The organism is Ktedonospora formicarum (genome assembly GCF_016587355.1).
In the GTDB taxonomy this organism is placed as follows: domain Bacteria; phylum Chloroflexota; class Ktedonobacteria; order Ktedonobacterales; family Ktedonobacteraceae; genus Ktedonobacter; species Ktedonobacter formicarum.
Genome location: NZ_BNJF01000001.1, coordinates 1,889,440 through 1,913,334 on the forward strand (window position 1 = coordinate 1,889,440; position 23,895 = coordinate 1,913,334).

Sequence of the window (23,895 nt, forward strand, 5' to 3'; positions counted from 1 at the left end):
AACACTCTTTGGAAACTGAAGAGCGTTCTGATTGGGCGATTTTCCCCTTTGATTTAAACGCGGGTCACGACCGCCAGGATCTCAGGTCCACGGTTGAGCAGACGCGGAGTTACCAGTGAAGTAATGCCGACATAGACGAGGATGCCATATACCAGCGAGGCGGGAGCTGTTATAGCCCATAGCCATTGCATATGGAAGAAGACCGGCAACCAGAGAGCTAGCAGAACTGGAACCATCGCAAGGACAAGAGCAGCAAGAGCCACAAGCGACATGATACCGCGCATACAGCCAGCCTCCGAAGAAGAGCCCATCGTGGTCTGGAAACCGCGCTGTACCTGCCTCCACTGTTGGGGGAAAAAGACAGAGGATAGGTTCCCAAGACCGATAACCACAAAGATCGCGGCAACACCACCCACAAGCACTGGTACCAGCATGTCCCAGCTATGTGCCAGGAAGGTTGAGACCAGCACCAAGATCAACAACTCGACAAAGCCAAGCGTGAATGAGACAAGATTCTTGCCCCAGAGGATATACCAGGGCTTGATAGGGAAGAGCAGCAACGTACCCAGACTCTGACGCTCAAAGCCAAGAATGTTATAAGAGAAGCGATAGAGCGACAGGCAGACCATCAACGGCACAATCGCCGTGGAATAAAGGCTGATCCCCCCGCTCCCATGCGAGGTATTAAAGATCGTAAGCGCAGCCAGGAAGAGTGGAGCCAGCACCGATTGGAGCAACACAGCTGTGATCTGTGGATCGCGACGCATATACTTCAAATCCTTGCCAAGCAGCACAAGCGCCTGCGTTGGAAAGAGGCGAGCCAGGAAGGCGGGTCGACTCACTGTGCCAGCAGTCGGAGCAGAAGGGGTTGAAGCCGCACTGGGAACAGCTCGATGCCGTACGCGCTTAGCGGGACCACTCACATCGGGGCGCACCATCGCCCGCGTGACAACCATCTGCCAGAGGTAAAGCGCGACCATGCCTACGAACAGCAGAGCGACCAGCCAGAGGAAAGCAAAGCCCCAGTTCCCGAGGGATGCCTGCTCAACAGCGCGCGCCGCCATCCCAGAAGGGAGCCACTGCAAGTACTGCGAGAATTGCTGCTGTCCCAGATTCTTGATGAAGTCGGCTGTAAAGAGGCTCCGCGAGACAAAATTGCAGAGATAACCAGAGAATGAGATCAGGACAATCAGGAAGACGCCCAGGTCACGGAAGCGACGGCTCTGCAAAAAGCTCATTAAGAGAGAGAGAATCAGCTGTCCTACTCCAACAACCTGTACATAGAACACCAGCATCGTCAGCACGCTGAAGAGTGCCACAGGCACCGAGAAGGCCCAGCCAGCCACCAGGCCCGCGAAGGCAAGTAGCAGACCAATAGTCATGGTATCCAACAGTGTTGAGAGAACCAGGCTCGCCATCAATTCCCAGCGTGTGAGCGGAAAGAGGGAAAGTTTAGTAATATCCAGTCCCTCATTGGTATTGAACTCAATCAATGGGAGTAGGAGCCAGACAACATTCACCCCGGTCAGGAGCAGGATGGTAGCCTCAAAATTCGCGGGCGCGGGCAGGAAGCGACCAGCCGCAAAGAAGAGGAAAGCCACCCAGAAGCCTACCCACAAGAGCAGCAGGACCAGGAAGATACGCCCAATAATCCTACCGACCTTACCAGCCCCACCCCGGGTAAAGCCACGCAGAAAGGTCTTCCAGCGCAGCCAGAACAACCAGCGGATTTTATCGCGATGGATAAGCACAGAAGCCTCCTACTCAAGCCAACTCAAATTGTGGTTTTCGTTACGCACACCAATAACATTCAAGAAAACATCTTCTAGTGTGGCATCCTTATCCTCGCCACTGGCACGCTCGCGAAGTTCTTGCAGAGTTCCCTCGGCGACGAGCACACCCTGATTGATAATGCCAACACGTGTGCAGAGGCGCTCAACGACCGCCATAATATGTGAGGAGAAGAAAATGGTCGTACCGCGCCGGGTCAGATCTTGCAGGATATCGCGAATAACACGTGAGCTAACGGGGTCGATGCCCTCGAATGGCTCATCAAGAAAGATCACCTGAGGGCGATGCAAAATGGCCGCCGCCAAAGCGACTTTCTTGCGCATTCCAACCGAGTAGTCAACAATCATCTTCTCGGCATCATCAGCCAGATCGAGCACGCGCAATAACTCTTCGGTGCGACGCGTCACGTCGGCTGCGGGCACTCCATACATGTGCCCGGCAAAAGTAATGAACTCGCGTCCCGTGAGGCGCTCATAGAGGTTCAAGTGTTCCGGCAGCACACCCATCAACGCGCGAGCACGTAGTGGATCTTGCCAGACATCTACACCGCCAACATAAACCTTGCCAGAAGTGGGACGCAACAGGCCCACCATCATCTTGATAGACGTTGATTTACCGGCACCGTTCGGTCCAAGAAAACCAAAAAACTCTCCTGGGCGCACTGAGAGATTAAGATGATTGACAGCCACCTTCTGCCCAAAGTTCTGCACTAAATCTTGTGTCTGAATCGCGTATGATGTCGCGAGTTGATTGTGCTCTAGAAGGGGCTGAGCATAGTCTATGGATGGCGGGGTCTGTTCTGGAAATGTCTCCATGCGGCAATCCTTTTTTCATTGACCTACAAGAATATAACAGATAGTTATAAGCAAGTATATCAAAAAATGGCCTCCCTGTGAGGTTGGCTTCAGTATTATAACAATATAGACGTATCGCTGGAACGCGCATCAAAATGGCTTAGATGGGAAATAGATATTAGTCCAGTGGCTGGGTAATCATCTCAATACTACTAGAAGCCTTGATGGGGACTGCGCTCTTTAATGAGAAGCTTCTTTCAACTTCCATAGCATGAATCTCCACAATCGTCCAGCGATACATATTATCCACTATTCTATCACTTTTTCCATTGACTATTGCTCATATTGTTCCGTATACTTTTTACTATCTGCTTCTTTTCTTGACAATTTAAAGTATCTCTTAAACAAAGGAGGAAATGACTTCTTTTCATTTGTCGATACGCCTACCATCAAATCGCCCCTACACATTGAATTGTCGTCTCATTGAATGTGCTAGACACAAGGAGGTAGTTATGCACAAGAGGCGTCTTCTGAAAGGTTTCTGTTTATCTCTCTTCCTCGTTGCCACGCTCTTCCTTCTTCCGATGTTCTCTCACCCCGCCTTTGCCCTCAACAATGGGGTCGCACTGACGCCCCCTATGGGCTGGAACAGTTGGAACAAATTTGGCTGTAATGTTAGCGAGGCCTTAATTAAACAACAGGCCGACGCGATGGTGAGTAGCGGTTTAAAGGCGGCTGGATATCAGTATGTGAACATCGATGATTGCTGGCAAATAAGCCGCGATAGTAGCGGTAACATCGTCGCCGATGCCTCAAAGTTCCCCAGTGGCATCAAATCGTTAGCGGATTATGTGCATAGCAAGGGCTTAAAGCTGGGTATCTATACCGATGCGGGGACCGCTACCTGTCAGGGAAGGCCAGGTAGCTACAACCATGAACAACAAGACGCGAACACATATGCATCCTGGGGCATCGACTATGTAAAAGAAGATTGGTGTAATACCTCAGGTCTTGATCCACAGACCCAGTACATCAAAATGCGAGACGCCCTGGCACAAACTGGTCGCCCCATCGTCTTTAGCATTTGCAACTGGGGAGTCAATTCGCCCTGGGCCTGGGGACCAGCTACTGGTAACCTCTGGCGTACAACCGGTGATATTAGCAATAACTGGAACAGTATGTTGAGTAACCTGGATTCATCTTCGCAACATGCCTCAGCAGCAGGGCCGGGAGCTTGGAATGATCCAGATATGCTCGAAGTTGGCAATGGTGGCATGACCCAGACGGAAGATACCTCGCACTTTAGCATGTGGGCCATCATGGCTGCACCTCTTATCGCGGGCAATGACCTTTCCGCTATGTCATCAACGACGCTCAGTATCTTGACGAATAGCGAGGTTATCGCCGTAGATCAGGACGCGGCTGGCAAACAGGGAACCAAGGTAAGTGACAATGGCGCGGGCCTACAGGTATGGTCAAAGACGCTTCAAGCTAATGGTGCCCGCGCGGTCGCGCTCTTCAACCGGAGTGGTTCTGCCGCGAACATAACAGTGAATTGGAATACTATCGGGCTCTCAAACGCGAGCGCCACAGTACGCGATCTCTGGGCCCATGCGGATAAGGGCTCGTTTACTGGAAGTTATACAGCCAACGTGCCCTCTCATGGCATAGTGATGCTTAAAATCGTTGGTAGCCCTCTCAGCACCACATCCTATGAAGCGGAATCTTCAAACAACACGCTTACCGGGCAGGCCGCAGTCGCCAGTTGTGCGAACTGTTCTGGTGGGCAGAAGGTTGGCTTTGTCGGCAATAACAGCGGTACCCTTCAGTTCAACAACATCAATGTTGGTAGCTCCGGCAGCTATGCCTTAACCATTTACTACACAGATGGGGATTCCGGACGCAATGCTTCAATAAGTGTAAATGGCGGTTCCGCCAATACCCTGGCGTTTCCTGGAACTGGTGATTTTGGAAACGTTGGCACCTATCACCTGGCCGTAAGTTTGAACGCGGGTAACAATACCATCAAATTTTCTAACACGTCAGCCTGGGCTCCCGACTTCGACCGGATTACCATAGGGGCAGGGTCATCCAGTTCCCTTGAGGCGGAAGCTTCGGGGAATACGCTTACCGGGCAGGCCGCCATCTCAAGCTGCACGTCCTGTTCTGGCGGGCAGAAGGTTGGCTACGTCGGCAATAACAGCGGCACCCTTCAATTCAACAATTTCAGTGTTGGTAGCAGCGGTAGTTATACCTTAACCATTTACTACACGAATGGAGACGCGTCACGTAGTGCTTCCATGAATATTAATGGAGGTACCGCAACCACTTTGAACTTCTCAAACACAGGCGGCTGGGACTCCGTCGGCACATATATTGTTACCGTCAATCTGAACGCAGGTAACAATACCATCAAGTTCTCTAACACGTCGGCCTGGGCTCCCGACTTCGACCGGATCACTGTATAAACATAGGGCCTCGTTTTTAGAGCTTATCCGAAAACCTTGCATAGGTTTTCGGATAAGCTCTTAGTGCAACTACGATTCCTTACGCGTTTCTGTCTCAATTCATCCATTTGCCCGGCGCATCGCTCACGTTGCCCTTGCCACGCTTCATGGTCTTGGAATCTTCGGAGAGCTTTTTGGGGAGATCCGAGAGATTGACGCGATGCCAGAAGGCGGCGGGGAAGAGGCCGACACCAAAGGCCAGAGCGGCACCGATATCAATGCGGTCGACAGGCAGCCCTGGAGGCAGGTGGAAGGGGACCTGAGAGATTACACCCAGGATTAAGAGTAGGGCAAAGACAAAGATCACCACTTCAAGCGCACAGATGGCATAATACGAAAGCACTTCTCGTTTGGCACGGCCACGGTAGATCAACGCCAGGACAACGTTCAGAATACACAGAAAGGCGCTGATCCATAAGACAATGGTGATGACGGTTGCCTGACGTGGACTTATCGCAGCCAGAACCGTCCCCGTCATGGGGGTCAGCGGTGCATATGTGATCAAACTGTTCAAGCGTTACCTCCAACTGAATCTAGAAATCTCAATAATTGAGCCGTATACCAAACACAAGCGAGGCAAGTCAGCCTCAAGCCGCACAGGCGGCGTTGGCAAATGCTTTTCATAACAAGGGATGAAACGATGGGAGCGGAAATGCTTCCGCTCCCGTATGAGAATAGGTTATTTCACTCTCACCTGATTCTCTATTTGCGGGTCAGTAAAAGATTCGAGAAAGCGACTTCGGCATCCTTCTGATAGACTAGCATGCCTGTTTGACCTCCGCTGAAAGTGTTATCGCTTCCATCGCCAATCTTTTTGTTGTTGATATAGAATGTGTACTTGCTTTTCTCAGCGACGATCTTAATGGTATTTTTCTGGTTATGCTTGTTTTTATACTCGCCCTTGATATCCTTCTCCCAGATAGTCTTCCAGGCTTTCTCGCCACCCCTCTGCGCTCATCGTACTTCCAGAGTTGGTACTTGCGACTATCATTTGAATTACGGATGTCGAAGAGATAGAAACCTTGTTTACTCTTATCGATCTTTTGGTAGCGAAAAATAATGCCATATTCGTTATAGGCTTTGTTTTCGGCACCATCGTCATCCTTGAGCACATTCATGGTCACAGTATAGACAAAGGAATCGGGTAAGGTAAAGTTTCCTAGCAGCGCAGTGTTGGGATGGTCGTCAGCTAGATTGATGATGTGATAAGCACCATCCTTGAAAGAGCGACCATTGCTAACGGGCCAGTCATGAATGTTGGCGCTGAGTGAATCCTCAAGGAGGATATTATCTTCAACCGCCGCAGTCGCCTTGGCTCGCGCGGTCGAGGTCGCCAGCACTGACGGAGAGATTGTATCATCATTGGTGGTCTGTGGCGCGTTCCGCGAGCTGACTAGCCAGAAGAGACTACCACCGAAGACAATCATCGCCGCCGCGACAATCAGGATCGCCATTTTCAGGCGGTTACGCACCTTCTTCTGGCGCAGATTCTCCTCTTCATCCTGTAATTCTGCCTGCATATTCGCGGGAAGTTGAGGCAACATACCAGTCACATACTGACCAGGCTTGCCGGCGACAGGAATCTTAAAGACCCTGGCAGGCTGCATCAAGCGCAGCATACTAGTGGTCCCCGAGGCCCCTGGCGTGCTCACCGCCCCAATGGGCGCTAGCAAGCCAGTCTTTCCCTGATTGGCATACTGCCCGTTTGGATCAGAGAGAGAGCCTGTTGAGCTTTGCGCTGGCTGCTGCCATTCAGTGCCAATCGCGGGATTCTGATCTACTTCAGGGTTAGCGGCCTCCTGAGACAGCGGCTGCTCAGCATTAAATGTTAACTGCGGCACATCGGCAGCTTGCTCAGGCTGTGACACGTTAAAGCTCAGCAACCCCTTCGATTTGGGAGCATAGGAGAAAAGCGATGGCGATGGAGCGGCTGGCTCTCCAGGTTGCTCCTGTTGAGGCTGCGCAAACGAACTAAACGAAGAACCGTTAGCGGTTTGGGAATCAGATGAAGTCGCAAATTGGCTCAAGAGCCCACCAGAACGGGACGCTATTGATGGAGCGGGTGCCGCATCGCTGGTCCCATTGAAAGGGGTAGCGGATTGTGAGAAATCCTCCTGCGACATAGCGGGCGATTGCTCCTGGCCCCATGCCACACCTGGCGTTTGTGGTGGCTGATTCTGAGCAAAGAATGAGTTTGGAAGGCCAAACGAAGAATCACCAAAATTGGTCGTACCAGACAGGAGTCCGGGCGCCACAGGTGTAGGTTGAGCCGGTGTAGCCTGGATCTCTGGAGGGAGAAGGCCAGTAAAAGACGGCAACGTCATGCTGGTCTTTGCGACGACATCATTACGAGCAGCATTCTGGTCCGGCTGAGGCATCTGTGCATTGCCACCAGATGCCGCATACGCAGACCAGGCGGACTCAGCCGGAAAAGGAAATTGCTCGGGAAGCTGTTCAGGCGCATTATCGCCCTGTGAAGAGTTATTTTTCTGCCACATAGGATCAAAGAGTCCCCGTTTGGTAAAAGAAGCATCACCCTGGGGCACAGCAACCTTCAGCGTTTCGCCGATGGAGACGCCAGCCTCATCCAGAGCCGCACGAAAAGCGCGCGTAATCTCCTGGACGTGACTATAGCGATCTTCGGGTCGTTTCGCCAGAGTGCGCAGTATCACCTGCTCAGCGGACGCCGGAAGATCCGGTCGCAGAGAGCAAGGTGAGGACGGCGGGTTGTTTAAGTGCTGCATAGCCACCTGCATTGGCAATGCCCCCTTGAAGGGAGGGCTACCAGTGACAAGGTGATAAAGTACACAGCCGAGGGAATAAAGATCGGCCCGAGTATCAACAGGGGTACCTATAACCTGCTCAGGAGCCATATAATCGGGCGTGCCAAGAGGCGCACCCGCGCCCGTTAAGCGAACCTGTGCCGACTGTTCCTCGGAGAGAATCTTGACCAGACCAAAATCAGTCAGAACCAGTCGTCCCTCCTGCGTCAGCATAACATTCGCGGGTTTAATGTCACGATGAATGACGCCGCGCTCATGAGCGACCTCTAGAGCGGCGGCTAGCTGCTCCAGGTAGTTACAGACTTGAGCCAAAGGGAGGCGTCCCTCACGCTCAAGCACATCGCGCAGGCTCCCCCCATTAAGGTATGGCATCACCAGATAGGCCAAGCCATCCTGTTCCGCGTATTCATGCACAGGCACGATATTAGGGTGGGTCAGAGAGGCGGCTGTGTCAGTCTCGCGACGGAAGCGCTCAAGGAACGCGGCGCGCTGGCGAGCATTCAGCGTTGTGGCGGGAAAGAGCACCTTGACGGCAACCTGGCGACGCGGACGGGATTGTTGCGCCAGGAATACAGCCCCCATCCCCCCCTGACCGATAAGTTGCTGCAAGGTACAGGTACCCAGCACCTTACCTATGAGATCTTCCGCGTTCATCACAGACGTACACCTGCCTCTTTCGGAAAATGGTATTCACTCGTTATCCGAAAACCAACCCTCATACGAGGGCGAGGCGCCGCTGGTTGCGGCTAGCGTTACGACGCTCAGGTTTTCGGGTAAGACCTTGCACTACAAGAACATCCGTATCTTATGCCTAATGTGTTGGTGTATTGACGCCACGAGTAACCAGAAGGTCCTTAAAGGCAACCTCTGAGTCCTTCAAGTTCACAAACATACCTAGAGAACCAGTGGTAAAGGAGCTATCTTTACCCTCCATGACCTTCTTCCCGTTGACCCAGAATGTGAACTGGCTACCATTCATAGTCACTGTGAGCTTATTTATGGCCTTCGCGTCCTGACCAATATGAAACTCATTCCCCAGATTGACGTTCTTACCAATCTGCGTCCAGAACTTGTCCTTATTACCAGAGCTATCATCATATTTCCAGAAGCGATAAGAGCCACCCTTCTTATTCAAGACCTCGAAGGTATAGAAATGCGTAACCGTTTTCTTATCTTGCTGGACCTGGGAGAAGCGGAAGATGAGGCCAAAGGTATTGACTTCAGACTCCATATCGCCCTTGATCTGGCGGGCTGAGAGCGAGTACGTGATAGGGCCAACATAAGGCGAAACCTGCAAGATAGAGATGCTACTGGAATCGGCATGGTTAGTGATATGGTAGGCTCCATCCTTGAAGGCATAAGTATCAGCGGGCGACTCCTGCCAGCCATGACTATTGTGGTCCAATGGGTCTTGAAGCAAGATATTGGTCTTGTCTGTTCCCTGCGTATTCGTGTCTGATTGCTGACTAGAAGTACTTGTTGAAGTTGTATTTGATGTGCCATCGCTGGAACGGCTATGCATATACCAGAATATACCGGCACCTACGAGCAGGATGAGCACGGTAGCCACAGCGATAGAAACGATCTTCATCCCAAGCGAAAGGCTGTGTTCATCCCTCGAAGCATTCTCATCGGCGGGAATGACAGGCAAGATGCCAGTCACATAACGACCAGGTTGCCCTGCTACTGGCACCTTCACCACTTTTACGGGTCCTGTGAGCTTGACCGTCTCGTTGTTGCCATTGGTAAGTGTTAATGCGCCAGTTCCCTGTTGCTGGCTCAAGGACATCAACGCGCCAGTATTCTGTTGCCCTGGGGCCACTGGAGACAGGGCACCTGTCCGACGCTTTGACTCGGAAGAGCTACCCGCGAAGGGATTCTCTGGTAAGACGACGGGGTTCAACTGCTCGGACTGAGGGGCTCGGGGCGTTGATGGCAACTGGGACGCAGCAAACTGGGTATTGTAATCTTGATATTCCTGTGTCGCGGAACCAGCAGGCGCTGCCATCATAGCTGGGCTTTGCGTTTCTTCCTGGGGATTGGCACCAACCAGGGGAAACTTCCCAGTACGCGAGAGCAGCCCCCCACCAAGACCGGTAGGGCGAGCAGCTTCAGCAGCAGGTGCGGGCTCAACTGGGAAATTGTTTGGGGCAGCCGGAGCCACAGCTCTGGCAGTGCGTGAAAGCAATCCCTTTCCAGCTGGAGGCTGGGCCGCGCCAAGGTTCTTCGATGGTAGCGTTCCCAATGTCCCAGGCATAAACTGCGCGCGCGCGGCGATCTCCGCTTTCTCCTGCTGTGTAGCAACTACTGGTATGGCCTGCGTCTGGCGAGCAGAGCGGCGCGACGGCTCAAGCATCCCCTTGGGAATAAAGATACGGCCCGTATGAGAGGTCACGCCATTGATAAGCGGGCTAGGGCCGAGCTGGATATGCGAACTTAGCAGTGCATTACGAAACGAAATCGCGAAATCGACGGCGGTTGGATAGCGGTCAATAGGTTTCTTCGCAAGCGCCTTGAGCAACACCTGTGCGCCAGCGACGGGTAAATCCGGGCGTAATGCCTGAGGAGATGGCGGCGGCACCTGCAACTGCTGCGCCGCGATCTGCATGGGAGTCTCCCCCTGAAAGGGGGTAGTCCCGGTCAACATCTGGAAGAGAATGATGCCCAGCGAATAGAGATCGGCACGCTCATCCACGTCGCCACCAATAACCTGCTCAGGAGCCATATAATCGGGGGTGCCAACAGGGACACCCTCACCAGTGAGGCGCACCTGAGGAGCATAGCCTTCAGCCACAATCTTCACCAGACCAAAATCAGTGAGCAGGAGACGCTCCTCTGGCGTCATCAAGATATTCGCGGGTTTGATGTCGCGGTGAATAACACCATGTTCATGAGCATGATCGAGAGCGGCTGCCAGTTGTTCAAGATAATAGGTCGCTTTATCCAGGGGCAGTGGACCCATGCGCTCTAGCTCATCGCGAAGCGTGCCAGCGCTGGCATATGGCATCACAAGATAGGCGAGACCATCCTGCTCGCCATACTCATGTACAGGTACAATATTGGGGTGATCAAGAGAGGCAGCAGCATCCGTCTCACGGCGAAAACGCTCTAAGAACGCCGCAAGCTGATTAGAATTCAATGGCGACATCGGCATCAGCACCTTGACGGCAACCTGGCGACGGGGCCGCGACTGTTGAGCCAGATAAACAGCCCCCATCCCTCCCTGTCCAATGAGCTTCTGGAGTGTACAGGTCCCCAGAACTCTTCCTATCAAAGCTTCTGCATTCATGCGAAATTTCAACCCCTTTTCCTGACTCTAAAATTGCCTGCGCGCCTTTGCCGACCCTTAGAGATATTTGTACCTTTGTACATACTCCTTATCCGAAAACCTGAGCGCGGTAGTATTACAACGAGAATCAACGTCACCACTCAGGCGACGAGCGTGTCAACGCTCAGATTTTCGTATAAGGAGTTCGCGCTAGCCACAATATGTAGCTTCAGTTTTCGCATAAGAACATAGTATTCAACTTGCATGGTTCTGACAACTTACTAGCCCTGTCGGCATGACCAAAGTAATGTTTCAATACAGCACTCAACAGACAACAGAGTCGTTATGTTTAGACTCAATCTAGGGTGTGTCATCGCAAGCGAGTCACACATGCTTAGCGCAAGGCTGCTAGCTGATTGTCCTTCCAGAAGGATAAACGAGCAAAGAGGGCTAATTGTCGAGAATAGGGAAAAGAGGGCTATATGCGAGGGAAAGACAAATCATTCCCTCGCATATGATGCAGCAAATCGGAACTCTCGCGGGAATTAAATCTCACCCGCAAAGGTCTGCGAGTCGTCCAGACCACTGGCGTCACGATCCTCTTCAGCATCGAGTGGCAGGACACTATCCTCAATCTGAACGCTCATTGAAGGAACCGTACGACTCTGGATAATAATACCGCGCAGAAGCAAAGATGCTGCCTGAGAGAAGAGTGGGCGCAAGGTGGTCAGCCGCTCACGTTGCTGCTGCAATTGCGTCAGTTGAGAGACAGTATGAGATGTCGCTTTGGCATCAGAAAGAACACCATCGGTCATCAAAGGCACAATCTTTTGCCAGATATCGGCGGAGTCGAGCACCTGCCCAATCGCAGCCTGCATCTGTTGAATCAAGTCTATAGTCTGGTTAAGCAACATCAGAATATCGCCCTCAGCCAGATCAATACGCCGTAGAATCGCGTTCAACGACATACCTCGCGACCAGGCGAGCGCCAAACCGTGGAACTCAGGCATAATCCCTGGCGAGTAGTTGATCGCGGCTCGCTCCTCGATACCATGCACATTTTGCAGCACCTGGTAGAGGTCGCGGCGAGCGCGTGAGAGGCGTGAATGTACCACATCTCGATTGTGCAAGCGCTTATCGTTGCTATACGTAAACCAGCTACAGATCTCGGCAACCTCATTGGCGGACATACCATCAAAGAGCCCGCGCATAATCATCTCGACCAGCATAATGCCAGCGGGGTGAAAGATGTTACGCAGCAGACGACCTCTGAGCGATAGCTCGTCATTCTGCCCAATGTAGCCAAGCGCGCGCAAGGCGAAGATCGTGCCATCTAGTTCGGCGGCTCCCGCGCGACTGAGCGGATATGAGCCGATACGCTGGCGGCGCTTCTCCAAGGCTTGTAAAGCGCTGTCAGACGCAGCACCCTTCTTCTTATTGCCGGATTTGCGCGCCTTCTGGTATCGCTTCTCCAGGCGCTGGAACTCATTGATCTCCCAGATCAGATAGCGCTGATACTCACGTAGACTAGAAGCGCAGATTCGACGTAAATGCTGGACATCGCCCGGTCGCCAGAGATTGAGCACCGAATTATAGCGAATGACAAACGAACTCGTCACGGGCAACATCTCGCCCGTGATACGCTGAAAGGCATCCTCAAAGGGCTCCCACGGCGAATAAGGAATCACCGCCGCCCCTTGCGTATCCATACCACGTCGACCAGCGCGCCCCGTAAGCTGGCTATATTCATTGGGCGTCAGCAAGCGCATTTCCTGACCATCGAATTTGCTGAGGCTTCCGACCACCACAGTACGCGCAGGCATGTTGATACCAAGAGCCAGGGTATCGGTCGAGAAGACAGCCCGCAAGCGCCCCTGGGCAAAGAGTGTCTCTACAAGCACCTTCAAACCGGGCAGGAGTCCGGCATGGTGAAAGGCAATACCACGCGGAAGCAGGCTTGTCAGACCCAGAACCTGCTGTAAATTGCGATCCTCAGGCGGAAGGCGCTCAAGCCAGATTCCCACCTCCTCACGGATAAAGGCTTCCTCTTCGGGGCTCGTAAAATTATGCAGCGCGGCGCTCATCGCCGCCTCCTCTACGACGCGGCGACCGGGCAGGAAGTAGAGACATGGTAGCATATCGGCATCGCGCAAGGCGGTCAGCGTTTCACCTGGCTCAGGCGCTTGATATTGTTTAGGACGACGACGTGGGGCTCGCTCTTCCTGTTCATCAGTAGTCCCGTTTTCATGCGCGCCTTCATTCTCATTCGCGCGGGCTACACGCGCGGAGGGAGGCGTTTCGGAGCGTTGTGCACGCGAGGTAGACGACTTACTACCACGGCGCTCGGCCCGGCGGCGCTGCTCACGATTGAGTGTTCGCCCCTTGCGGCGATTCTCTAGCTTCTCCCAATACTCCTCAGTCACAGTCTCCTCATCGACGTCATCATCCTCCTCATCATCGGAGACATAGACACGGCGGCGACCAAGCATCTGAGCGATCTTGGCTTCGCCACCAACGCGAGGAAAGTGATCTACACGCTTGCCGTCAGCATCCATCACAAGATGAATTTTACCATCGTAGAAGTAGTAATGTTCAAGCGGCACTGCCCGTTGATCATGGAACACCAGGGAGATCGGACGATGCACGCGACTGATCCAACTCGCCAGGTCTTCGGCATTGCTTACAGTCGCGGAGAGGCCTACCAGTTGCACATGACTGGGTGAGCAGATGATAGCCTCCTCCCACACGGGGCCTCGGTCAATATCGCTCAAATAGTGAAGTTCATCGAAGACCACAAAGCCAACATCGCGCAATTCGCTGGCATCGAGACGTTCACCATTGGCAAAGCGCTCGCCGCCGTCTTCAAGCAGCATATTGCGATAGACCTCAGTGGTCATTACCACAATGGAGGCGCGACTATGCTCAACAATATCACCTGTCACCAGACCCACGTTGTCGTATCCATACAATTCGCGCAGGTCACGATACTTCTGATTGGAGAGCGCCTTTAGGGGAGTCGTATAGATGACGCGTTTCCCGCGCCTCTGAGCCTGCCAGACTGCGAACTCTGCCACAAGTGTCTTTCCAGTCCCAGTCGGCGCGGCAACCATGACAGAGCGCCCATCAGCGAGGTGAGCCATAGCCTCTAGCTGAAAATCATCAATAGGAAAGGGGTAGCGAGCTGCAAAGTCTTGAATTGCGGCCTGATTTAAGCGTCCGGTCTCCACGTATTCTTCCATTATCAGTATTTCTTTAGAATTGGTAAGCGTTCTGCTTACTCATTATACCCTGAGATCTCTTCTCCTGGTCGCGTTCATTGTAACATGCACCGATAGCTCAAACAAGCACGACGATTGAACACACAATCTGAGCATAGCATCCTTCTTTAGGAGAAGGATACTATGCCCATTTTCTTCACCAGACACTTTCGGAATCAATCAACTTCCGAGAGCGCATACTTCAAATGCTCAAGCGAAGTGTTACCACCAGAACAAACCAACCCAACTTTCAAGTTAGAGAGTTCAGAGCGCATGCGATAAGCTGCGGCAAGCGGAGCCGCGCCAGAAGCTTCAGCAAGCGTATGAGCACACTCAATCATATGTACCATTGCCCGGCGAATTTCCGCATCGGAGACCAGGACAAAATCATCCAGGCGCTCCCAAAGGATCTGCTAGGGAAGGGAAAATGGCTCTCCTGTCGCTAGTCCCTCGGCGAAAGTTCGATTGGGCGCGCTAACCAGGCGACGCTGTTGCCAGCTCTCATACGCGGCTGGCGAAGCTTCCGATTGCACACCTATGACTCGCACATGGGGGCTAACAACATCCGCGACGATGCAGGCACCCGCCGCCCCGGAACCACCACCAATCGGCACAAAGAGCACATTGAGTCCCGGCTCATCCTCAAATATCTCAAGCGTTCCAGTCGCCACGCCTGCGATCAAGTGCGGCTCATCGCCAGAGTGGATATAGCGATAGCCGTTCTCATGTGCCAGCGCCTCACAATGTGCTCTGGCCTCATCGAAACGCTCCCCATGAAAGATGACCTCGGCCCCCATACCACGCATCGCCGCGACTTTGCCAGGGTTGGCATTCTCGGGAACCACAATACGGGCACGCACCCCAAAGAGACGGGCGGCATACGCGACCGATTGACCATGATTGCCAGTCGAGGCCGCGATCACCCCACGTTTTTTCTCAGAGGCGCTCAATTGCGAGACAAGGTTGATACCGCCGCGCACCTTAAACGCCCCTACAGGCTGATAGTTCTCATGCTTCACATATACTTCCGTATCCAATAAAGCATTTAGGGCAGGATACGAATATAGAGGCGTACGAGATAGGTAAGGTTGAATGCGCTTCCGTGCCTCCAGCACATCTTGGAAATCGGGTATCTGCAACATAGATGGTTTCAAGCCTTTCTCTCATAGCGAACAAGCCCACAGATCCTCCAGATTCGTGAAAAATGTGAGATATCATTCTTTCCCTACTCTAAACGAGTATATGGGCATAAAACATGGCTGTCAAGCGTAGGCGAAGCCAAATAGAGATGCCATAACCAACAATAACATGTGATGATACGTATTAAAACAAGAGAAGCTATACTTTATTAGCCTGGAACAGAGCAAGCATATGCTCCTTTAATAAATAACCTGAGAACAGCGGCGCTCAACATCCTCGGGTCATTTTTAAAACAGCGTATGTTACTTCCAGCGAAGAAAAGGTGAATAGCATGAAACAGCCAGAGAATAAGGGGCCAGTAGGCAAAACGTTAGCCCTGGCATACGGAGCAGTTGCGGCTTTGACTACCATCTCTATTATCATTCCAATCTGGATGGAGAAAATGGAGCAGCGCAGCCGCAGGAGAAGGTAATGTGCCTGAGTTAAAAGTAGGGTTGGGATTGCTTACTGGACGCGAGGTAGGTATACTATAGGAGCAACGAAAAGAATAGATGCCAGCGTTGAGAAAGAAGAGTAACCTGCGCGAGGTGCCAGCGAGCCGACAGAGGGTGCGAGGTCGGTAATCTACGGCGGGTGAAGGGCGCTTTGGAGCTGGCCTAAGAGAATGAGTGGCTTCACAAATGAAGTGAAGAAGCAGGGTGGAACCGCGCATGTCGCCAGAAGATGTAGAGGCCCCGGCCTACGCTGGCACATTCGTCCCTGGGCGGATTATGACGCCTGGGGCTTTTTATTGTGGAGGAATAACCACTCATGACACAAACAGAAGAAAAGCTGGATGAAATTCAGGGCACTCCCCTGGTCCCCATAGACAAGGTCGTCTCCCTCTCCAAGCGGCGTGGTTTTGTCTATCCTAACTCAGAGATCTATGGCGGTATCGCGGGCTTCTATGACTTTGGGCCTCTCGGCGTCGAGCTGCGCAACAACATCCGCCGCTTCTGGTGGTGGTCGATGGTGCAGATGCACGATAATGTCGTGGGCATTGAGGGCGCAACCATTACCCATCCACGCGTCTGGGAAGCAAGCGGACACGTCGAGAACTTTGTGGATAAGCTGGTAGACTGCAAAAAGTGCAAACGCCGCTTCCGCATTGATCACCTGCCACCAGAGAACGTCGAGCAGAACAAATGTCCCGTCTGCGGTGGCGAACTAACAGAACCGCGTCAGTTCAACTTGCTCATGGAAACATACCTGGGCGTGGTTGAAGGCGACCGTATGAAAACCTACCTGCGCGGTGAAGCCTGCCAGAACATCTATCTTGACTATGATAACGTAGTCAAGTCCTCACGCGTGGCGGTCCCCTTCGGCATCTGTCAGATTGGTAAGGCTTATCGCAATGAGGTCACACCGGGCAACTTCCTCTTCCGCCAGCGTGAGTTTGAGCAGTGGGATCTGCAATTCTTTGTGCATCCTAGCGAGATGGACAAGTGGTTCGATTACTGGAAAGAATACCGCTTCAACTGGTACCAAACCATTATCAACCACAAAGATCGGCTGCGCTTCCATGAACATGGTAAAGACGAACTGGCCCATTACGCGAAGAAGGCCTATGACATTGAGTATCGCACCATCCTCGGCTGGCAGGAATGGGAGGGCATTCACTGGCGGCAAGACTGGGACCTCTCACGACATAGCCAGTATAGCGGTCAGGATTTGAGCTACACCGATCCCAACACCAAGGAGCGCTATATTCCCTGGATCGTCGAGACATCAGGTGGCGTGGACCGTACCTTCCTCAATCTATTGCTAGATGCCTATGAAGAGCAGCCAGACCCAATGGGCAAGGGCAATGACCGCACAGTCCTGCACCTGCATCCCTGGCTAGCCCCCATCAAGTGCGCGGTGCTCCCCTTGCAGAAGAACAAGGAAGAACTGGTCAACACAGCCAAGGATATTCATAAGACCTTGCAGCGCTTTATGGTCTGCCAGTACGATGATGTCGCCAATATCGGGCGCCGCTATCGCCGCCAGGATGAGATTGGAACACCATTCTGCGTAACTGTTGACTTCCAAAGTGTTGAGGATCAGACCGTCACGCTCCGCGAACGTGATAGCATGGAGCAGATTCGCCTGCCTATCGCTGAACTCCCTATGTACCTGCTAGACCGCGTCACCTGGAAATAGGGACGCTTTGCAAATAGGAGTAAGATGCCCCTGAGAGGTGTATGCTATACCTCTCAGGGGCGTATCTTTTGTCGAGCTTACTTCGTTCCTATAATTAGCAATAAGGTCTTATACGAAAACCAACCCTCATGCGAGGGCACGGCGCCGCTGGTCGCGGCTAGCGCTTCGCGCTCAGGTTCCCGGATAAGGAGTAAAAGACAGAGCACCATACAGGCTAAAGCTCTGCGCCTGCATAGAAGGCTCAAGCCCTCTGAGCCCTGCTGTAGCTCGCGATAGTAGAGGGATGCTGGCTGGCGGTCGGCAAGCTAGACAGCATCCCTCTACTATCGCGAAGCGCTTTAGTGCTGAGAAGTCCATAACTTGAAAATCACCCATATAGACAAAAAGGATAGATATACTATGACATGTGTGGTTTCATTTAACATCCTGGCAGGAGGATATAACGTACGTGAGCGGAATAGCAAACGCACACAGCAGATTTGCAGTATTTTGCGTTCAGTTGACCCCGACATTGTAGGTCTCGTTGAAGCGACACATCCTCATATTCATGAGAAATCCCGCGTTATCGACGAGATTGCGGCGGAGATGGGAATGCAATTAATTATGGGTGGGGACGCCACTCACGCGGGCGATTATCAGTTAGCGCTCCTGACACGACTGCCTGTATTAGAGACACGCATTCATCCCAGGCCGGGCATCTTGAATAAACCCCTGCTCGAAGTCATAGTCAAAGAGAAGAATGGTGAGCGGCTAACAGTCTTTGTTACCCACCTGTGGGCCGCCTTCTCCAAAGGTCGAGGTGGAAACGGATTACGCATGCGCGAAGTGCGCGAAATTCTACACATCCTCGCCCCCCTACGGGCTGAGGGAAAACCGCACCTGCTCATGGGCGACTTCAACTCGCTAGCCCCAGGCGAAGCCTTACGAGCAAGTGAGCTGATCCGTATTATCGCGCAACAGGATCAGGCACGCCTGGCCAGTGGAGATGATAAATGGGTCAGTGACGGTATTCCATCGCTCAACAACGTGGTACCGCCTCCCTTGCGCTTCTTAAATCCTCTTCTCAGAGCAATTCCAAGAAGTCAGATCCTCTGTAACCTATTCGACCTGGCGGCTTCGCTCTATGCTCCCAGAGGAAGCGTCAGGCTGGTACAAGAAGCAGGCTATGTCGACTGCTTCCGCAAGTGGGCGCCAACTGATCCCGGCTTTACCTGTCCAGCGGCGGCTCCGGCAGGGCGAATCGATTATATATTCTCTGAACCGGGGTTAGCCAAGCGCCTGGAGCGCTGCCTTCCCCTCGTAATGGGCAATGGCATTCCGGCAAGCCAGGCCAGCGATCACCTGGCAATGACCGCAACCTTCGCGAATGAGATAACAGGCACACGCAAGCAGCGTGAGACAAACGCGGTAACCAGCCAGAGTTAAGGGCAAAAAAGAAGAGCCTTTCACTACGAAAGGCTCTTCTTGGCATTTATGATCAGGTACGCCTTACTGAAAGACATCCTTGGTTTTCTCAAAGAGGTTGCGGAAGATGTTCTTATCGTTTTGCTCGCTCTGTTCGCGTTCGAGGCGAGCAAACTCTTCGAGCAAGGACTTCTGTTCTGGCGTTAGATTGGTTGGCGTGACCACCTTAACAATCACATGTTGATCGCCACGAGCGCTACTATGGACCACCGGAACACCCATACCTTTGAGGCGGAAGGAGCGATTACTCTGTGTGCCCGCAGGGATCTTGAGCATCGTCGTTTTGCCATCCACAGTAGGAACTTCAACCTCGTCGCCAAGCGCGGCTTGCGAGAAGCTAATAGGCAGTTCGAAGAGCACATCGTTGCCCTGGCGCTTGAAGAAGGGGTGTGTTTTGACGGTGAGCACGACATACAGGTTGCCTGGCGTTCCGCCACGCGAGCTCACCTCACCCTCGCCAGTGACGCGCACATTGATACCATCGTCGACGCCAGCAGGGATATTGACGACAACGCGGCGATTATTGCGCACGCGTCCCTGACCCCGACACTTCTCACAGGGGGTCGTAATAACGCGGCCTTCGCCCCGGCAGCGCTCGCACATCATCACATTCACGAACTGGCCGAAGATAGATTGCTGAACTCGGCGAATCTCACCAGTTCCCTGGCAGGAGGAGCAGCGGGAGGTTGAGGTTCCGGGCTGAGCACCGGAGCCATGACAACTACCACAGGTCTCCCAGCGAGGTATCTCGATTTCCTTCTGGCATCCGAAAACCGCTTCTTCAAAGGTAATGGTCAACTCATAGCGAATATCCGCGCCACGCTGGGTACCAGAGCGGCGAGTCGAGCCAGTGCTACCTGCGAAGAAGGTCTCGAAGAGATCGTTGATACTGCTAAAGCCCTCGAAACCGTTACCGAAGCCCGCGCCAGCGGCACCCGCACCGACACCGGCATGTCCATAGCGATCATAAGCGGCACGCTTCTGCGCGTCGCTCAAGACCTCATAAGCTTCATTGACCTCAATAAAACGGGCTTCCGCTCCCTGCTCTTTATTCGCGTCGGGGTGATACTGTTTGGCAAGGCGGCGGAAGGACTTCTTGATCTCGTCTTCCGTAGCGTTGCGAGACACCCCTAATACTTCATAATAATCTCGTTTATTTGCGGCCATCTACTGGTCCTTTACCGTCAGAAACAGGGCGCGTTCTTGAGCGCGCAACTGGATAACATCCAAACAGTTGAAGAGAAGGCAGTGATAAAGTAATGCATCAATTAACAAGCTTACACCATAGACAAAAGATACGCAATGGCTGTAGTACCTGAAAATGGCTGTGCCTATGCGAAAACCTGAATGCTAGCCTCATTAGTAATATCGGTTCTCGCGTCAGAATGTAGAGGATAAGGAAGAAAGAAGGGGAGGGTACTACTGCTAGAGTAGTACCCTCGGGCCTTATTACATCTCTTTGTATTCGCCCTCGATGGTATCATCGGTGGCGCTTTCTCCCTGAGACGCTCCGGTATCAGCGGTCGCGCCCGCTTCGGCACCGGGGCGATAGATGGACTCGCTGATCTTGTAGAAGGACTGCTCGAGAGCTTCGCGAGAGGACTTCACGCGCTCAATATCATCGGTCGCGAGTGCGGCACGCACATCGCCGATCTTCGACTCTAGTTCACCCTTCTGCTCAGAGCTGAGGCGATCACCAAGCTCGGAGAGGGCCTTCTCAGAGCGATAGGCCACACTATCGGCCTGGTTGCGCTCCTCGACCTCTTCTTTACGGCGCTTGTCATCGGCGGCATGAGCCTCGGCATCATTGACCATCTGATTGATCTGCTCTTTGCTCAGGCCGCTGGAAGGATGGATGGTGATCTTCTGCTCACGATTGGTTCCCTTATCACGTGCGGAGACGTTCACAATACCGTTCGCGTCGATGTCGAACGTCACCTCGATCTGGGGAACGCCACGAGGAGCAGGTGGAATACCGTCCAGGATAAAGCTACCAAGCGAGCGGTTATCCTTGGCGAACTCACGCTCACCCTGGAGCACATTCACCTCGACACTAGGCTGATTATCGCTGGCAGTCGAGAAGATCTGGCTCTTCTGGGTTGGGATGGTTGTGTTACGCTCGATTAGGCGAGTGAAGACACCACCATATGTCTCAATACCCAGGGACAGCGGGGTCACATCAAGCAGCAGCACGTCTTTGACGTCGCCCGTGAGGACACCAGCCTGTACGGCTGCGCCGATAGCTACAACCTCGTCAGGATTGACGCCACGATGAGGCTCGCGGTCGAAGATGCGGCGTACCAGGGCCTGTACAGCAGGCATGCGCGTCTGACCACCGACCAGGACAACCTCGTTGATATCGCCAGGGCGCATACTGGCGTCAGAGAGCGCCTGCATTACCGGCTTGCGGGACTTCTCAACCAGGTCCTCGGTCAACTGCTCCAATTTGGAGCGAGAGAGAGTCATGGTCAGGTGTTTAGGACCGCTGGCATCGGCGGTAATGAAGGGCAGGTTGACTTCCGTCTGCATGGAGCTAGACAGCTCTTTTTTCGCCTTCTCAGCAGCTTCTTTCAAGCGCTGAAGGGCCATACGATCCTGGCGCAGGTCGATGGACTGCTCCTTGCGGAACTCATCGGCGAGCCAGTTGATGATGCGCTGGTCGAAGTCATCACCGCCAAGGTGTGTATCGCCATTGGTACTCTTCACCTCGAAGACGCCATCGCCCAGTTCCAGGTTAGAGATATCGAAGGTACCGCCACCAAGGTCATAGACCGCGATACGCTCATCTTTCTTTTTATCGAGGCCATAGGCCAAAGAAGCCGCTGTCGGCTCGTTGATGATACGCAGGACTTCGAGACCAGCAATGCGGCCCGAATCGCGTGTAGCCTGGCGCTGTGCATCGTTAAAGTAGGCAGGAACGGTAATCACGGCCTGTGTTACACGTTCACCAAGATAGGACTCGGCATCAGACTTCAGCTTCTGCAAGATCATGGCCGAAATTTCCGGGGGGCTATACTGCTTCCCCTGGACCTCAACCCAGGCGTCGCCGTTGTTGGCACGGACGACCTTGAAGGGAACGATACGCTTGTCACGGTCGACCTCGGGATCATCGAACTTGCGACCCATGAAGCGCTTGATGGAATAGACTGTATGTTCGGGGTTGGTGATAGCCTGGCGTTTCGCGACCTCACCAACGAGGCGTTCACCATTTTTGTTGATAGCAACAATAGAGGGGGTAGTTCGAGCACCCTCAGCGTTAGGAATAACGACAGGCTCGCCGCCTTCCATAACAGCAACACAAGAGTTTGTGGTTCCCAGATCGATACCGATTACCTTTGGCACGGTTGCCTCCTAATAAGCAATTTGTATAATCATCAAAACGAAATCTAGGGCTTTCTGCTCATTCGGCTGAGCGCAGCTAGCCACCGATTGGCGGCGTTGCCGAATGCCTTAGAGCCTTCTGCTCATTCGGCTGAGCGCAGCTAGCCACCACTTGGCAGCATTGCCGAATGCCTCAGAGCACTCTTCTCATTCGCCTGACCACCAACTGGTAGCGTTAGCGAATGCCAAAGAACTTGCCGCTCAATTATCTGAGCGCCTTTAGCCATAGAGCTCGGATAGAAGTTCATTCATAACATTAGCCATATAGCGCACGACGGCGATAGCGCGGTCATACTGCATGCGAGTTGGACCAATAACACCGAGCAGACCGCCAACTTTGCCTTCCTGACCATAGCGTGCTACGACTAAACTGACATCTTTCATCTCTTCCCACTGGTTCTCGCCCCGATAATTACCTGGACCCCATCGGACGGTTGTGAGCGCAGATGTGTAGCAAGCGCGGGTAAGAGGCGATTCTGTTCCAGCACCTCAAGAACATTACGCATACGTTCGTTGCGTACAGCCTCTGGACCTAAACGGCTGTATTCTGGTTGCTCCAGAATATTGATCACCCCCTCGCGATAGAAGACATCGCCAAAGAGGTCGCCATGCTGTTCCAAAATACGGCAGATCGTATGCGTGACAAGCTGCTCCACTGGTGTGAAATCGAGTTGGGTCGCCAGAGCGGCTATCTCGGAAGCGTTTCGCTCCGCGAATAGCTCATTAAGGCGCATCGACATAGCACTCAATTCCTCCTGGCGAATGGGTCGATCCAGCAACAAACGTTGCTGCTTCACTGAACCATCCGTCAGCACCAGAACCATATGAGCAGCCAGTTCTGTTACCGCCAGAATCTCAAAATGCTTCAGGCTCCCCTCATTGGAACGAGGAGGCGTCATAATTGCCGCGCTATGTAGTAGACGCGCCATTACCGAAGCAGTCAGTCGTACCCACTGATCCAATTGGTCTTGCACCTGGTAAAACTGGTGGCGAATGAGACGTTGCTCATCGAGTGATAGTGCCGACTCACGCATCAGATGTTCGACAAAATAGCGATAGCCCAGATCAGTCGGGACACGCCCTGCGGAAGTGTGAGGCTGATAGATCAGGTTCGCCTCCTCCAGACCAGCTAATTCGTGGCGGACAGTAGCGGAACTAAACTTCAGACCATACTTGCGCACAAGCGTCTCAGACGCAACAGGTGTTGCCATATGAATATATTCTTCGACCAATGCCCGCAAAATCTGTTGCTTGCGCTGACTCAAAGGTGTCATGGAACGGCCCTCGATAGTCAACAGGCACCGGTCCGTGACATCACAGCGTGATATG

At 53.0% G+C, this 23,895-nt stretch carries 13 protein-coding genes and 1 pseudogene; 4 read left to right on the forward strand and 10 right to left on the reverse strand.

Annotated elements, in window-relative coordinates; translation table 11 throughout:
* Window positions 1-53: 53 nt before the first annotated feature.
* Both K3T82_RS08140 and K3T82_RS08145 read right to left on the reverse strand, forming a co-directional pair.
* Window positions 54-1,751 (reverse strand): putative ABC transporter permease subunit, encoded by a 1,698-nt coding sequence (locus K3T82_RS08140; RefSeq protein ID WP_220192982.1) that lies wholly within the window; start codon window positions 1,749-1,751, stop codon window positions 54-56.
* A 9-nt stretch (window positions 1,752-1,760) separates the two neighbouring features.
* Complete coding sequence (locus tag K3T82_RS08145) at window positions 1,761-2,606, reverse strand: ABC transporter ATP-binding protein (protein WP_236031053.1); 846 nt, start codon at window positions 2,604-2,606, stop codon at window positions 1,761-1,763.
* Window positions 2,607-3,097: 491 nt separating this feature from the next.
* Between K3T82_RS08145 and K3T82_RS08150 the strand changes: the two genes are divergently transcribed.
* Window positions 3,098-5,053, forward strand: coding sequence for an alpha-galactosidase D (locus K3T82_RS08150; RefSeq protein ID WP_220192983.1), 1,956 nt, complete (start codon window positions 3,098-3,100; stop codon window positions 5,051-5,053).
* 94 nt (window positions 5,054-5,147) lie between these two features.
* Here K3T82_RS08150 and K3T82_RS08155 read toward each other — a convergent pair whose 3' ends face one another.
* The 5 genes from K3T82_RS08155 to K3T82_RS08175 all read right to left on the reverse strand — a co-directional run bounded on the left by K3T82_RS08155 (window position 5,148) and on the right by K3T82_RS08175 (window position 15,542).
* Window positions 5,148-5,606 (reverse strand): hypothetical protein, encoded by a 459-nt coding sequence (locus tag K3T82_RS08155; RefSeq protein WP_220192984.1) that lies wholly within the window; start codon window positions 5,604-5,606, stop codon window positions 5,148-5,150.
* A 244-nt stretch (window positions 5,607-5,850) separates the two neighbouring features.
* Entirely contained in the window at window positions 5,851-8,529 is a 2,679-nt protein-coding gene (locus K3T82_RS08160) for a serine/threonine-protein kinase (RefSeq protein WP_220192985.1), read from the reverse strand.
* A 157-nt stretch (window positions 8,530-8,686) separates the two neighbouring features.
* Window positions 8,687-11,164 (reverse strand): serine/threonine protein kinase, encoded by a 2,478-nt coding sequence (locus K3T82_RS08165; protein ID WP_220192986.1) that lies wholly within the window; start codon window positions 11,162-11,164, stop codon window positions 8,687-8,689.
* A gap of 524 nt (window positions 11,165-11,688) precedes the next feature.
* On the reverse strand, window positions 11,689-14,382 hold the full coding sequence (locus K3T82_RS08170; protein WP_220192987.1) for a DEAD/DEAH box helicase: 2,694 nt from the start codon (window positions 14,380-14,382) through the stop codon (window positions 11,689-11,691).
* Between the two features lie 431 nt (window positions 14,383-14,813).
* Window positions 14,814-15,542 carry a threonine ammonia-lyase gene (locus tag K3T82_RS08175; protein ID WP_220192988.1) on the reverse strand — a complete coding sequence of 243 codons (729 nt, stop codon included), beginning with the start codon at window positions 15,540-15,542 and terminating at the stop codon, window positions 14,814-14,816.
* Between the two features lie 329 nt (window positions 15,543-15,871).
* Here K3T82_RS08175 and K3T82_RS08180 point away from each other — a divergent pair, with 329 nt between their 5' ends.
* The 3 genes from K3T82_RS08180 (at window position 15,872) to K3T82_RS08190 (ending at window position 19,146) form a co-directional block, all read left to right on the forward strand.
* On the forward strand, window positions 15,872-16,012 hold the full coding sequence (locus tag K3T82_RS08180) for a hypothetical protein (RefSeq protein ID WP_220192989.1): 141 nt from the start codon (window positions 15,872-15,874) through the stop codon (window positions 16,010-16,012).
* A gap of 338 nt (window positions 16,013-16,350) precedes the next feature.
* Window positions 16,351-17,721, forward strand: coding sequence for a glycine--tRNA ligase (locus tag K3T82_RS08185; RefSeq protein ID WP_220192990.1), 1,371 nt, complete (start codon window positions 16,351-16,353; stop codon window positions 17,719-17,721).
* A 399-nt stretch (window positions 17,722-18,120) separates the two neighbouring features.
* Window positions 18,121-19,146: an endonuclease/exonuclease/phosphatase family protein gene (locus K3T82_RS08190; RefSeq protein WP_220192991.1), complete on the forward strand. Its 1,026-nt coding sequence runs from the start codon at window positions 18,121-18,123 to the stop codon at window positions 19,144-19,146.
* Window positions 19,147-19,209: 63 nt separating this feature from the next.
* On the opposite strand, the gene dnaJ is transcribed toward K3T82_RS08190, so the two are convergent.
* The 3 genes and pseudogenes from dnaJ to hrcA form a co-directional block, all read right to left on the reverse strand.
* On the reverse strand, window positions 19,210-20,352 hold the full coding sequence (gene dnaJ / locus K3T82_RS08195) for a molecular chaperone DnaJ (protein WP_220192992.1): 1,143 nt from the start codon (window positions 20,350-20,352) through the stop codon (window positions 19,210-19,212).
* A gap of 282 nt (window positions 20,353-20,634) precedes the next feature.
* Window positions 20,635-22,527 (reverse strand): molecular chaperone DnaK, encoded by a 1,893-nt coding sequence (gene dnaK / locus K3T82_RS08200; protein ID WP_220192993.1) that lies wholly within the window; start codon window positions 22,525-22,527, stop codon window positions 20,635-20,637.
* 258 nt (window positions 22,528-22,785) lie between these two features.
* Window positions 22,786-23,840, reverse strand: a pseudogene (hrcA, locus tag K3T82_RS08210) (heat-inducible transcriptional repressor HrcA).
* Window positions 23,841-23,895 lie beyond the last annotated feature (55 nt).

Coding starts and splice junctions, on each gene's coding strand:
- K3T82_RS08145 (WP_236031053.1), bottom strand. CDS start 2,606: ATGGAGACATTTCCAGAACAGACCCCGCCATCCATAGACTATGCTCAG.
- K3T82_RS08150 (WP_220192983.1), top strand. CDS start 3,098: ATGCACAAGAGGCGTCTTCTGAAAGGTTTCTGTTTATCTCTCTTCCTC.
- K3T82_RS08160 (WP_220192985.1), bottom strand. CDS start 8,529: ATGAACGCGGAAGATCTCATAGGTAAGGTGCTGGGTACCTGTACCTTG.
- K3T82_RS08165 (WP_220192986.1), bottom strand. CDS start 11,164: ATGAATGCAGAAGCTTTGATAGGAAGAGTTCTGGGGACCTGTACACTC.
- K3T82_RS08170 (WP_220192987.1), bottom strand. CDS start 14,382: ATGGAAGAATACGTGGAGACCGGACGCTTAAATCAGGCCGCAATTCAA.
- K3T82_RS08175 (WP_220192988.1), bottom strand. CDS start 15,542: ATGTTGCAGATACCCGATTTCCAAGATGTGCTGGAGGCACGGAAGCGC.
- K3T82_RS08180 (WP_220192989.1), top strand. CDS start 15,872: ATGAAACAGCCAGAGAATAAGGGGCCAGTAGGCAAAACGTTAGCCCTG.
- K3T82_RS08185 (WP_220192990.1), top strand. CDS start 16,351: ATGACACAAACAGAAGAAAAGCTGGATGAAATTCAGGGCACTCCCCTG.
- K3T82_RS08190 (WP_220192991.1), top strand. CDS start 18,121: ATGACATGTGTGGTTTCATTTAACATCCTGGCAGGAGGATATAACGTA.
- dnaJ (WP_220192992.1), bottom strand. CDS start 20,352: ATGGCCGCAAATAAACGAGATTATTATGAAGTATTAGGGGTGTCTCGC.